Source organism: Micromonospora sp. NPDC051196 (assembly GCF_040682415.1).
Taxonomy (GTDB): domain Bacteria; phylum Actinomycetota; class Actinomycetes; order Mycobacteriales; family Micromonosporaceae; genus Micromonospora.
Genome location: NZ_JBFBAY010000018.1, coordinates 43,796 through 56,255, shown reverse-complemented (window position 1 = coordinate 56,255; position 12,460 = coordinate 43,796). Strand labels below are relative to the sequence as shown.

Genomic DNA, 12,460 nt, shown 5'->3' with positions numbered 1-12,460 from the left:
CCTACCCTTCTGCGATAACGGTGACGGCCTCGCGGCTCAGCGTCGGTCCCTGCCGCAGCGCGGCCAGCAGTTCCTGGGGGAACGGGACCGGCCTCACCTGGTTGATCTTGAGCGCCGCCACCGCCGCCGGATCCTTCATCAGGAATGCGACGCCTCCCGAGGAGACGAGATAGACCGGCGGGGTGCGTCCCTGCGCCACCGGCACGCCAACCACCGCCATCGCACCGCCGGCCGGGCCGCGTACGGTGCCACGACCGGTTTCGTCCACAGGCACCGCGGAACGCGGCGCCTCGACCAGCACACTGCTCACCGTGGTCGCCGAGGTGGGGGCCTGACGCAGGCAGAGAACCTGGTCGTCGAGCCGGTGCACCGTCACGCCGGCCAGCTCGGGCAGCCGGTCGAGCAGTGACCGATCCGCCGACCGGGGCGCGGTCAGCAGGTCCGCGCCGTGCAGAGTGACCGGCTCGGACCGGCTGCGAACTGCGGCGAACAGGAACTCGGTGTGGCTCATCGACGCCAGGCCGTCCGCTTGCAGCACGAAGAACTGCTCGCCGCCGGTGCCCGCGCTCTGCCGGAACAAGGTCCCGATGTCGTACGACCGGCCGGCAACCATCGGGCCGGCGCGTCCTTTGCCGGAAATCACCGCGGGTTGCAGATCCACACCGGCCGGGATATGGCTGAGCCACGACTCGGGCGCAAGTGCCACGCTGGCCGCGGACACGCCGAGGGCGATGAGGACGGCGTCGTCGGTCACCCGGTACCGGTGCCCCTTGGTGAGGAGATGGACCGTGTCGCTGCGGTCGCGCACCACGGTGAGCCGTTCCGGCGGGATCGGCGTGTGCGGCGCGCGGGGGTCGAGGTCGAGCGCGAGCCCCGGGCCGCTCGGCTTGTCGGGCAGGCAGGCCAGCCACGGGCCGGAGACGAACAGCTCCGGTGCCGGGACGGTGCGCGGCCCGTCCGGTATGCCCATCGTCAGACCACGCGGCACGCTGGCGAGCGAGGCTCGCGAGACCAGTTTCACCTTGGCGTCGGCGCCCTGTAGGAGCAGCGCCGCCGGAAGGTCGGGCACCGAGTGCAGCAGTCCGTCGGCGTAGACGTAGCGGGTGCCGGTCTCCTTCTCCACCAGGATCAGACCGGGCTGCCGGTACGCCTTGCTGCCGCCCGGGACGATCCAGCCGTAAACCCCGAAGCCCGCCACCACCAACGCAGCGATGAGAACACCGATGATCAGGCCGGTGAGGGCCCGACGGCCGGGCACCTCGGCGCCGGACGGATCGCCTAGCACGAGGGCCGAGCTGAGACGGCCCACCATGAACTGATGGGCGTGAACGTGATCTCGCTGGGTCTGCACGCTCGCCTACCCGAACAGCCCGCGGGCCCAGGCGTACAGGCCGAGCACCTGAGCCAGCACCGGCAACACGGCCACCCCGGTGACCACGTCGAAGAATGTGGCGGCGTACTCCCAGAACGGGAGCATCCGTCGCGGCCAGGGACGCATCGCCGCCATGACCAGTGGCACGAGCAGCGCGATCAGGCCGGCAGTCAGCAGGTAGCGACCGCCGATCGACAGTGTGCCGGAAAGGTGGGCGATCACCAGCAGACATCCCATGGTCCCGGCGGTCACCAACGCGATCCGCTGCCAGAGCCCGAAGAAGGTACGGGCCCGCAGCAGAACCGCAGCGGAGAGCACGGTGACCAGCACCCACCCCGACCAGCCGGGCGTACGCATGGTGAAGGCGAACAGGAACGGCAGCAGCAGCGCCGCCGCGCCGAGTCCGGCGACCAGATAGGTGTTCGCGTCGCTGGTGCGTGAGTGCACCAGTTCGGAGCTGGCCGGCTCGATGTCGTACTGCATGTCCGCGCCGGTCTTGGGCAGCTGCGGGCCGCGCAGCCGGGCGAACTTGACCGCGACGCGGGGTGCCAGCACGACCAGCGCGAAGATCATGACGGCGGCGACCGCCGCGACCCGCGTGGCTGTCGTCCCGGCGAGCGAACGCGACAGCAGGATCACCGCGACCAGCGCGGCACAGACGCCGGCCGACAGCAACGGTGTGAACGGCAGCCGTGGGGTGACCGTCCGCTGACTGACCAGCAGGACGGCGGTCACCGCGACGATCGCGGCGGCGGCGGCAAGCCCGGACGGTGCGCTCCAGGCGACGCCCTCCGGATCGCCGTCCACCGCGCTGGACGCGGCCACTGCGGCGAAGAACGCCGACCCGCCGCCGAACAACAGCCCGAAGGCGCCGTCGGTCATCCGGCGAGCAGCCACCAGCGCGGCCGCCAGCAGCGCCGTGGCAAGCACACCGGCGGACACGCTCTGCGCCGGCACCGGGCCGCGGTCGACGATCACCAGTGCGACGGCGACCATCGCCACCGCCGACAGTACGAGGAACAGCACCCGGCGGTACTCCGGCTGCCAGCGGTCGGACCGGCGGTTGACCACCGTCGCCACACCCTCGGCCAGGTCGTCGAAGTCCAACTCGGGCAGCGGGTCCTCAGCCCGGCGCAGGTGGAGTTCCTCGCCGTTGAGCCACTCCAGCGTCTCCGGGGTGCCGCTGAGTTCGAACGGCGCCTCACCCAGCCGCTGGAGCACCCATCCGCTGCCGGTGGCGCTGTCCTGGTGGTGCGCCGGTACGGCGTGACTGACCAGCACTGGCAACAGCCCGGCGACCGTGGTGGTCACCGGGACCGCCAGATCGATCCGGCGCTGCGGCCCCACCACGGTGATACGACACTTGTCGGCCTGTACCACAGCGCTCATCCGCGTCGTCCTCTCATCTGCCGGCCTCCCCGAGCACGCTTCCGGTCTGGATCAGCCGCACACCTCGGCGGGTGACCAGCTGCGCGCGTCCGGCGGGCAGGCGTCGCGGAGCCGCCTCGCCGAGAAACTTGCCCTCCTCCTTGGGGTAGGAGAACAACGTCGCCGGGGTGCCGAGTTCCCACATCCGGCGGATGACCGGATCCATCATCGCCCGCACCGCGCCCGACGTGCTCCGCGCCACGATCACGTGCAGGCCGACGTAAACCCCCTGTGCAAGCAGCGGCAGCAACGGCTCCAGAGTGGAGCCCATGCCACTGCCACGGGTCAACAGGTCGTAGTCGTCGACGACCACGAACAGCTCCGGGCCCTCCCACCAGTCCCGGCGGCGCATCCGTTCGGACGAGATGTCCGCACCCGGCACCCGGCGGTTGATCGAGACGGACGCCTTGCCGGCCAGCTCGAACAACCCGTCGCCGGTGAAGCTGGAACCGACCTGGTAGTCCTGGCCGATCGCGGTGTCCAGATCGCGGCGCGAGTCGCCGAGCACCACCTTGGCCTGCTCCGGGGAGTAGCGACGTTGGATCGCGCGCAGGATCAGGCGCAGCAGGTTCGTCTTCCCGGTCTCGTTGTCACCGAAGACCAGCAGGTGCGGGGTGACCATGAAGTCGTGCCACACCGGGGCCAGGCGTTGTTCGTCGAGACCCAGACACACCTGAATGTCCGGCCTCGGGTCGGGCAGCTCGGCCGCGAGCAGACGGGTGGGCAGCAGCCGCACCGGCGGAGCGGTCGGGCCGCTCCAGAACGTCGCGGCCTCCTCGGCGACCGACTTCGTGGCCTCGGCCAGATCGGTGGTCACCGAATGGCCGTCGATCCGGGGCAGCGCAACGAGGAAGTGCAGTCCGTCCGGGGTGAGACCGCGACCCGGCTGGTTCGGCACCGTCGCCGCCTTACGGGAACCGAACTCCGACTCCATCGAGTCGGCCAGCCGCAGTTCGAGCTTCGTACCCAGCAGGTCGCGCAACCAGGTGCGCAGCTCCGACCACCGGGTGGTGGTGACGACGACGTGTACGCCGAACGACAGCCCTCGGGAGGCGATCTCCTGGAACTTGCCCTCCAGGTCGGGAAAGTCCTGCTTCATCGTGTACCAGCCGTCGACGATCAGGAACACGTGGCCGTGCGGATCCCGGAGCTCGCCCCGGTTGCGGGCCGCCAGGTACGACGTCATGGAGTCCAGCCCACGCTCGGTGAACTCGACCTCCCGTCGCTCCATGATCTGGCTGATCTCCTCCAGCGTACGCACCACCCGGTCGCGTTCCAGCCGGGTCGCGATCGAGCCGACGTGGGGCAGCCCCGCCACCGAGGTGAGGCCACCACCGCCGAAGTCGAGGCCGTAGAACTGCACCTCGGCCGGGGTGTTCGTCAGCGCCAGCGCCAACACCAACGTCCGCAGCAAGGTCGACTTACCGCTCTGCGGGGCACCGGCGACGCCGACGTGCCCATCGGCAGCGGAGAGGTCCACGACGAGCAACTCCCGAAGCTGGTCCTGCGGCTTGTCCACCACACCGACCGGCACCCGTAGGCGTCCGCGCACCGTGGGATCGTCGACGGCCATGCCGAAGACCGGGTGGGGTACGACGCTGGGCAGCAGCGAGTCGAGCGTTGGCGCCGTCGACAGCGGCGGAAGCCAGATCTGCCGGGCCGGCGGACCCGCTCCGGTCAGCCGCTTCAACAGCACCTCGACCAGGCTGGGACCGCCCGCCTCGGCCGGTGCGTCCGCCGCCGGAACGGCTGCCTCATCCGGTTCCGGTCGCTCGGCCGGTGCGGGCAGCGGGAGGTGTCGGGTGGTGAACGGCACCACCTCCGCCGCCACGACGTGGATGCCCTGGTCCGGTTCCCGGCTCATCCCGGCCCCGGTGTACGGACCGGAGACGTAGGCCGACTTGAACCGCACCAGGTTGGTGGTGTCCACCTTGAGGTAGCCGTTGCCCGGCTCGGGCGGCAGCTCGTACGCCGCTCCGACGCCGATCACCGCACGCGACTCCATCGACGAGAAGGTGCGCAGTGCCAACCGGTACGACAGGTGCCCCTCGACCCGGTTGATCCGCCCCTCGTCGAGGCGCTGCGAGGCCAGCAGCAGGTGGACGCCGAGGCTGCGGCCCAGCCGGCCGATGGAGACGAACAGGTCCATGAACTCGGCCTTGCTCGACAACAGTTCGGAGAACTCGTCCACGACGATGAGCAGGGTCGGGAAGGGCACCAGCTGAGCGCCGGAAGCCCGCGCCTTCTCGTAGTCGAAGAGTGAGGCGTACCCGCTGGCCCGCAGCATCTCCTGGCGGCGGGTCATCTCGCCGTTGAGCGCATCCTGCATCCGGTCGACGAGCGGGAGTTCGTCCGCGAGGTTGGTGATGACGGCGGAGGTGTGCGGCAGATTCTCCATGCCGATGAAGGTGGCGCCGCCCTTGAAGTCCACGAGCACCAGATTGAGGATCTCCGAGGAGTGCGTCGCGGCGAGCGCGACCACCAGCGTACGCAGCAACTCGCTCTTACCCGAGCCGGTGGCGCCGATGAGCAGGCCGTGCGGCCCCATGCCGCCCTGCGCCGACTCCTTGAGGTCGAGCTCGATCACCTCGCCGTCCTCGGTGACGCCGATCGGCACCTGGAGCCGGTTGCGCTGCGGCTGGCGGGACCGCCACAGCGCGGCGACGTCGAAGCTGTTCGCGTCCCGGATGCCGAGCAGCGTGGTCAACTCGAAGCTGCTCTCCAGCGGCTCGTCGACGATGTCGAGCGTGCCGCTCGTCCGCTTCGGGGCGATGATCCGGGCGAGGGCGTCCGCCTGCGCCTCGGACAGCTCGTCGCGCACAGCCGTACCGCTGATCTCCCCGGCCGGGTAGCGCACCTCGGCGCCGTCCACGGTCAGTCGCAGCACCTTCGGCCCGCCCGGCATCGTTCCGGTCAGGTCGAGCAGGACGACGTTGCGCAGGCCGGCGCCGAGCAGCCGCGAGCTGTCCGGCAGGTCGGCCAGGTGCGCGACGATCACCAGGAACGGCTCGGTCGATGAGGGACGTGCCGTCCGGTCGTGGTCCCCCCGGTCGGTGACGTCCGTACCGAGCAGGTTCATCAGGGCATCGTGGTCACCGGCGAAGAGTCGGACCGGGCCGGCCGCGTCGGTCGCGGTGGTGTGCGCGTTGTGTGGCAACCACTTGACCCACTCCCACGGGCCGCGGTGCACCTCGGCGGCCAGGACCGCGACCCGCAGTTCGTCCGGTGCGTGCAGCGTGACCAGTTGGGCCACCATGGCTCGCGCCAGGGCTACCGCCGACCCGGCCTCGCCCTCGAACTCGATGCTGGTGAAACTGCGTAGGTTCACCGAGATGGGAATGCCGGACACCGTCCGGTACGCCTCGACGAACCGGCGCAGCGCGATCGACGACAGCGGCTCCAGGTCCTCGACCGGTTTCGTGGTCGGTGGGGTGAAGGCCCGCATCGCGTTCTGCCGGCCGAGTCCGATCCGTACCCGGGCGAAGTCGTCGTGGGTCGGCCGACGCTCCCACAGTCGGCTGCTCATCGCGATCGACCACAGCCAGCCGGGCTCCGGGTTGTCCCACAGCACATGCTTACGCTGCTCATCGGCCGCGGCACGCGCCTCCTTGCGCAACTGGGCGATGTAGCGCAGGAAGTCCCGCCGCTCACCGAGCATCTTGCGTTTACGCTCGGCGGCGCCCCGGCCCACCTGCACCACCCCCATCAGGAGCATGCCGGCGGCCATCGCCCCGCCCATGACATACATGATCGGCGCACGGCTGTAGAGGCCGAACATCGCCATCATCGCGCCCATGCCCAGGCCCATGGGCACGACCATCGCGAAGGCCCGGAAATCGAGCGGTGCCTCCTCCGCCATGAGGGGCGGCTCCTGCAGGTGCACCTCACCTTCGGGTGCTTCGGGTGCGGCGGCACGCGGCGGCCGTTTGACGGTGATCGTGCTCATCCGAGGGTTCCGGTGTGCGTCGGCCCGTCGCCCCACGCCGTGGTGTCCTGGCGCAGCAGGCCCACCGCGTACCGATCGTTACGGAACCGCTCCACCGCAGCGCTGTCGTCCTCGTCGTCGCGCTGCTTCTTGTCCTTCTGCGCCTCCTCGGCCTTGGCCTTCTGCCGCGCGCGCTCCTCGTCCCACTGCCGCTTGCGCTCGCGCATCTCCAGGAAGATCTCGTCCACGGTGCGGTCCGGTCCACCGCAGTACAGCACCTGTTGCTCGCCGGGGGCGGACGCAGGTCGTTGGGGAGACCGTCGCCAGACCCGTAGCGGCACCGCCGCCGTGCCGTCGTGTTCAGTCATCGCGTCGTTCCCCCTCCCCCGGCCTGTCGCGGCCGTCCACGTCGTCGGTGTCGTCGGCCAGCAACCAACTCCCGTCGGGGTCGTCCCAGGCCGCAGTCTCCGGCGCGGCATCGTCGAGGCGGAGCAACGGCACCACGTCGTCGGGCGGAACGTCCGGCCCCTGGCCCCAGGTGTCAGTCCGCTCGACCAGCAGGGCGGCAGCGTCGGGCCGCACGGCTGCCGGGTTCTCCGGCGAACCAACGCCCTGGACGTTTGGCGACACGGCCATCACCTCGGCACGCTCCGGCTCGTCCACCGGGTCCACGACGCCGAAGGTGATGGCCGGCCGAATCGGGACGACCGGCTTGCGATCCGCCGGGGAAGATCCGTCGACCGCCGCCGGCTCCCCTGCGGGTAGGTCACCCACCACAGCGGCCGGGGTCCGCTGGGCACCGTCTGCGGTGAGCAGGATGGACGCCCCCGGACGGTCCGACCCTCTTGCGGTGCGGTCACCGCCGGGGGAACCGGGACCTGCGATTCCCGGCAGGCCGGGCATCGTCGGTGACGCGGGCACCTCGGCAGGGTGGGTCAAGGCGGTGTCCAGACCGAGGCCGTTGCCCGCCGCGGCACCGGTCGGCGCGGCCGGTCCGTCCACGGCATCGACACCCGGCTTCCAGTCGGCTGCGTCACCCTCGACCAGCCCGGCGGCATCCGGCCGATCCGGTACGCCGACACTGCCGCCGCCGGGCGACCCGGCACCGGGGCTGCCGGGCATCATCGGAGTACCGCCCGGGGCCGCCGCGCCTGATGCGGGCCCACCGGTCTGTAGACCGGCGCCACCGGGCGGGGTGAAGCTACCGACGTCCGGCGGACCCGAGGCGGGGCTGCCGGCTGGCAGCCACGCTTCCGCGTCGCCCTCGACCAGACCGCTGGCGTCCGGGCGGTCGGGCACGCCGGATCCGCTGCCGGAGCCACCCGGCGCACCAGGTGGCGCACTCGGCGGAAGGCCACCGGGCATACCGTTGGACGTTCCGGGCGCCCCGGGAACGCTGACGCCCGGGCTCGACAAGGCCGGGGGGCGTATCGCGGGAGCCACCGGCGCGGACGGTGGGGCGACGCTGGTACCGCCGCCCGGCCCCAGACCGGTCGCCGGCCGTGGAGGATTCAGTCCGTTCCCCCCGCCGATCGGCCTGTCCGGCCTCGGCACGGGCGGCGACACCCTCACCCCGCCCGCCGGCGGGGGTGTCGGAATCGGCGGTGCAGTCGGGGGGGTCGGGGGCCTCGGGGGCAGCGGGGTCAGTGGGGCCGTCGGAGGTGCCGGCACAATCGGCGGAACCGGCGAAGGTGGCAGTGGCAAGGGAGCTGCCGGGGGCAGCGGAGCCGGCGAGGGCAGCGGGGTCAACGGAGTCGGCGGGGGCAGCGGGATGTTCGGCATGCCGCCCTCGTTGCCTCTTGGGCCACCGTTGTTGAGTGCGCCGATGCCACCGCCGCCCCCGCCCGGGAGGTCGAGGTTCGGTGGGCCGCCCGGCGGCACGGGCGGCGGAGTATCGGGTCGCGGCGGCGCCGGTGGGTCAGCGCCCGGGTTCCGCAGGTTGTCCCGCTCCGGGAGCACGATCGATTCCTGCGTCGTCCGGTAGTGGCTCGCCAGCTTGTCGATCTCGTCGGCCATCGCCCTGGCCATGGGCGACTCGTACGGCGACCCAGTGATCGACACCAAACCGTCGGCGCCGACGGCGTTGCCGGCCGCGCGGGCGATCGCGGCGTACTGCACGTCCCAGTGACTGACGGCATACTGGGTCCAGTGCAGAGCGTGGCCAGCGTCGTAGAGCTGATGGTAGATGGACATTCTGCTGCCAGCGCCGGGAAGTCCACCGAGCCGCTGGGCCTGATCGGCGAGGTAGTCGGCGAGGTATTCCATCTGCTTGAGGAACGCATCAGCGGCCGGTCCCTGCCACGGCTTACCCTCGCCCGCGATCGCCTGCGCCTGGGCCCGGACGAACGTCGCGAGCCCGTCCAACGCCTGGTACGCCTGCTCGAACGCCGCACCCGTGTCCATCAGAGACTGCGGATTGACCAGAGTCGTCGCGAATGCTCTGGCGTCGGCGCTTCCCAAGGCGGAGCCGCCGTTGACGGCGGCTCGGAGCAGCCGCCATCCCCCGCTCATCCGCTCCCAGCCTCGATAGTCCTCCACGTCCTCGGTGGGCACGCTCTGAGGTGGGAAGGTGGCGCCCGGGTAGGCAGTGTGAACCCACTCGTCCTTGTTGACTGACATGGGACTTGACCTCGTGTTCGACGAAGGAGCGCCTACGACGGGCAGGCGGATCGACGGCCAGTCGCCGCGGGGAACCCATCTCCGTGCCGGGGCTAGCTCAGGTTGTTGATCCGGCCAGTGCTTCCACGCATCGCCCCGTTGAACTCGTTGACACTCAACGAGTTCAGTTCCTCGGCGTCGTCGTATCGTTTGATGAGCTCCTGCAGGTCTTCCTGAATTGCGCGGAGGGCCGTCTCGATGTCGCCCAACACATCGACCGTCTGACCACGCAGGCCGGGCGAGGTACCGCTGCCCACCACGTCCAGCCGCAGCAACTCTGCTCTGGCGAACTTGCCGGGAAGAGGTCGGATATTTCCCACATTCTGCCTGATCGTAGCCAGCATCCCGTCCCTCCCGGGGGGCACGATGAGTTTCAGAGAGTTGCAGAAGTAGGCGATCGCCTCGGTGTTGACGGCAATTCCGCCTCGATTGCCCTCTACGCCACCGAATGGCTTGACGTCCGGAATATCGGTGCTGACCTTCGGCTCATCGAGGCGGGAGAACCCTGGGTCCGACTCCGTAGGAGTAGTGACCTGATCCTGCGCGTTTCTCTGCCGATACTCGAATACCAGTGTCTTCCAGCGGTCTGACTTGGTCTGGTCCAGGTACCAGTGCCAGACCGCCAACTCTGCCGGCGTGAAGTCCTTGTTCCCCACGTCATACCAGCTATAGGCTCCGCTCCGCTCCAGATCATCCTGAATCTTGCTGACGACGGCTCGAGCCCAGCTCTCCCCGTCGGTTGGATGACCGTGCTGTGCGTCGTAAGCCCGAAAAAGGCCCATCATGTCGGCGGCCGCGATGGATGGTGTATCCAGACTGACACTCATGGTCCCGATCCCGTCGTGCGGGGCCGCGGCTCTCCGTCATGAGGATCAGCCGCGGCTCGAAGGTGGAGGGGCGATGGTCACCCGGCCCTTTCGGTCCGAGCGACCGCAGGGCGCGGTCGCGGCGATCAGCCACGCTCCCATTTGGCCCGGGCACTCGTGTTCGAGCTGCTGTACTCGTCGGCAACACTCGTCAGCGCCCGACGGGCGCTCTCCAGAAAGCCGTTCATCTGCCGAGCCGCCTGGTCCCAGCGCAGCTTAGCGGCCTGGTAGGCGCTCTTGGCGTCCTCGCTCTCCCAGCCGTCAAGGCTCCGCTCGACGTCGGTCTCCAGTTCGTCGAGGGTCTGCTCGATCCGCCGATTGATGCCAGCGACATTTTCGAGCGTCGCTTGGGCCTGGGCGAAGTTGAAGGTGAAGTTGGACAAGTCACTGCCCTTTCTAGGAGTGCTGGGATCAAAAGCCGGGCAGCCCGGAACTGAGCTGGCTCGTGTGATGCAAGGACTGATCCTCACCCCGCCGGTAGTCCGTGAGCGTGCCCTCCATCTGGGCCTGCATTTCACGCAGCTCGCGGATCACCACGTTGAAGGACTGGCCCCAGTGGTCCATCGCGGACCGGAAGCCCTGTGCCGCCTCGCCTTTCCAGGTGGTGAGCAGCATGTTGACCTGATCGGTGACCTGTCGGTCGGCGTTGCTGAACTCGTCCGCCGTCGCGGCGAACCGCTGGGCAGCAGCCCGCATGCCCTCTTCGCTGGTGGAGATATTCCCCATTGCCACGGTGCTGAACTCCTCGTTTGTACCGGAAGTCGATGGTTTTCGGCGTCCCTGACGTGCCGCGCCGCGGCAAGTCTGCGGACCTCCGATCGTGCTCTGCCAACCCGCGAAGCAATGCCTGCACGAACGTGCGGTGAAATTGCCTGCCCGCGCAGCCAGGCGTGCTCGGCACCGGATACATGTGAAGTGTCGCTGCACGATCGTCCCTTCCTGCGGGCTGGCCCTTCCGGCTCAACGGATCCCGACATTCACTTGGCGCCGCGAGGAGGGCGCGAGGAGGGAATGCCGCTATGGACTTCAACGCCCGGATCGAGAGTCTGTTTGAGGAGTACGACCGTCAGCGCAACAGTCTCAGCGAGCTGCAGGAGAAGATGCGTGGCATTTCGGCGACCGCGACATCGCAGCGCCGTGAAGTCGCCGTCACCGTCGGACAGAACGGTGTGCTCACCGACATCCAGTTTCCGACCAGCGCTTACCGGCGGATGACGCCGAAGGAACTCGCTTCGGTGATCACGGCGACCTACACGGACGCCAAGGAGCAGGCGATGGTGCAGGCCACCGAAGTGCTGAAGCCCTTCCTCCCAGACGGGATGGATGCGGGGTCGCTGGTTCGTGGCACCGCAGGCGCCGAGGCGTACTTTCCCGCCGAGCCCCGGATGGCCACGAGCGTGCGAGAGATGCTCGGGCTCGGACGGGTGTCACGATGACGCGACCCGACGGCGAGATCTACGTCGACCCGGACGGTGTGATCAAGACCGGCGACCTGCACGACGAACACGCCGCGATCTACGCCGGACACCTGAGGCGTATCCAGGACTTGCGGGCCCGGTACGGCGGCAGTTGGGGCAATGACGAGCTTGGCCGAGAGTTCGGGCAGAACTTCCTCAAAGGCATGGACACCCTGGAGCGGATCGTCAACGGTGCCGTGGGAATGCTCCGGTACACGGCCGACGGCTGGCGGGAGGGCGGCAGGGGTTACCGGCGAGCCGACGAGTATGCCCGCGAGTACGGGCTACTGCTGGCCCGCAGCAGCGAAGAACATCCGGTGGCCCCCAGCATCGCCACCGAGGGCACGCCGACAGGCACCCTGAGCAGCCCCACTTCCGGCAACGTCAGCACGCCCGTCGAGCCCGCTGTCGCTCACCTGTCCTCGACCACGCCGGCCCTGTCCGCGTACGACGCGCGGGACATCACCGCCATGAACGTCAACGGAGAACAACTCCCGGAGGGGTCCCGGCTCATCGCCTTCTTTCCACTGCCCGACGGCACCGTGCAGGTCGACGCGAACCTTTACGAGTCCGTCACGCCGGTGGCCGCTACGGCAGTGACCGACCCGAACGGACGGCCGATCGACCCGGACGGACGGCACTTCTTCGTCGTCCGCGACAACCCGGACGTGGACCCCGCCGCACCGGGTTACCGGCCGCTGCATGTCGCCTACCCGGCTGGCGGCAACCAGCCGGCCGCTTGACAACTCCATCC

10 protein-coding genes are annotated in these 12,460 nt (G+C 69.5%); 2 read left to right on the top strand and 8 right to left on the bottom strand.

The window, feature by feature from the left end; genetic code table 11:
- Position 1 precedes the first annotated feature (1 nt).
- The 8 genes from eccB to AB0M35_RS25535 form a co-directional block, all read right to left on the bottom strand.
- Complete coding sequence (eccB, locus tag AB0M35_RS25570) at positions 2-1,351, bottom strand: type VII secretion protein EccB (RefSeq protein WP_363748451.1); 1,350 nt, start codon at positions 1,349-1,351, stop codon at positions 2-4.
- Between the two features lie 6 nt (positions 1,352-1,357).
- Positions 1,358-2,761, bottom strand: a complete 1,404-nt coding sequence (gene eccD, locus AB0M35_RS25565) for a type VII secretion integral membrane protein EccD (RefSeq protein WP_363748450.1) — start codon at positions 2,759-2,761, stop codon at positions 1,358-1,360.
- 13 nt (positions 2,762-2,774) lie between these two features.
- On the bottom strand, positions 2,775-6,746 hold the full coding sequence (gene eccCa / locus AB0M35_RS25560) for a type VII secretion protein EccCa (protein WP_363748449.1): 3,972 nt from the start codon (positions 6,744-6,746) through the stop codon (positions 2,775-2,777).
- Positions 6,743-7,093, bottom strand: coding sequence for a hypothetical protein (locus tag AB0M35_RS25555; RefSeq protein ID WP_363748447.1), 351 nt, complete (start codon positions 7,091-7,093; stop codon positions 6,743-6,745). The genes eccCa and AB0M35_RS25555 overlap by 4 nt, the downstream gene beginning before the upstream one ends.
- Positions 7,086-9,344, bottom strand: a complete 2,259-nt coding sequence (locus AB0M35_RS25550) for a hypothetical protein (RefSeq protein ID WP_363748446.1) — start codon at positions 9,342-9,344, stop codon at positions 7,086-7,088. Before AB0M35_RS25550 ends, AB0M35_RS25555 begins: the two co-directional genes overlap by 8 nt.
- A gap of 92 nt (positions 9,345-9,436) precedes the next feature.
- Positions 9,437-10,210 (bottom strand): hypothetical protein, encoded by a 774-nt coding sequence (locus AB0M35_RS25545; RefSeq protein ID WP_363748445.1) that lies wholly within the window; start codon positions 10,208-10,210, stop codon positions 9,437-9,439.
- A 125-nt stretch (positions 10,211-10,335) separates the two neighbouring features.
- Positions 10,336-10,632, bottom strand: a complete 297-nt coding sequence (locus AB0M35_RS25540) for a WXG100 family type VII secretion target (protein ID WP_363748444.1) — start codon at positions 10,630-10,632, stop codon at positions 10,336-10,338.
- Positions 10,633-10,660: 28 nt separating this feature from the next.
- Positions 10,661-10,975, bottom strand: a complete 315-nt coding sequence (locus tag AB0M35_RS25535) for a WXG100 family type VII secretion target (RefSeq protein WP_363748482.1) — start codon at positions 10,973-10,975, stop codon at positions 10,661-10,663.
- A gap of 293 nt (positions 10,976-11,268) precedes the next feature.
- Here AB0M35_RS25535 and AB0M35_RS25530 point away from each other — a divergent pair, with 293 nt between their 5' ends.
- Together AB0M35_RS25530 and AB0M35_RS25525 are read left to right on the top strand one after the other, a co-directional pair.
- On the top strand, positions 11,269-11,685 hold the full coding sequence (locus tag AB0M35_RS25530) for a YbaB/EbfC family nucleoid-associated protein (protein ID WP_363748443.1): 417 nt from the start codon (positions 11,269-11,271) through the stop codon (positions 11,683-11,685).
- Entirely contained in the window at positions 11,682-12,449 is a 768-nt protein-coding gene (locus tag AB0M35_RS25525; RefSeq protein ID WP_363748442.1) for a hypothetical protein, read from the top strand. Before AB0M35_RS25530 ends, AB0M35_RS25525 begins: the two co-directional genes overlap by 4 nt.
- Positions 12,450-12,460 lie beyond the last annotated feature (11 nt).

Excerpts from the sequence above, each read along its gene's own strand:
- eccD (WP_363748450.1), bottom strand. The coding sequence starts at position 2,761 with ATGAGCGCTGTGGTACAGGCCGACAAGTGTCGTATCACCGTGGTGGGG.
- eccCa (WP_363748449.1), bottom strand. The coding sequence starts at position 6,746 with ATGAGCACGATCACCGTCAAACGGCCGCCGCGTGCCGCCGCACCCGAA.
- AB0M35_RS25555 (WP_363748447.1), bottom strand. The coding sequence starts at position 7,093 with ATGACTGAACACGACGGCACGGCGGCGGTGCCGCTACGGGTCTGGCGA.
- AB0M35_RS25550 (WP_363748446.1), bottom strand. The coding sequence starts at position 9,344 with ATGTCAGTCAACAAGGACGAGTGGGTTCACACTGCCTACCCGGGCGCC.
- AB0M35_RS25545 (WP_363748445.1), bottom strand. The coding sequence starts at position 10,210 with ATGAGTGTCAGTCTGGATACACCATCCATCGCGGCCGCCGACATGATG.
- AB0M35_RS25535 (WP_363748482.1), bottom strand. The coding sequence starts at position 10,975 with ATGGGGAATATCTCCACCAGCGAAGAGGGCATGCGGGCTGCTGCCCAG.
- AB0M35_RS25530 (WP_363748443.1), top strand. The coding sequence starts at position 11,269 with ATGGACTTCAACGCCCGGATCGAGAGTCTGTTTGAGGAGTACGACCGT.
- AB0M35_RS25525 (WP_363748442.1), top strand. The coding sequence starts at position 11,682 with ATGACGCGACCCGACGGCGAGATCTACGTCGACCCGGACGGTGTGATC.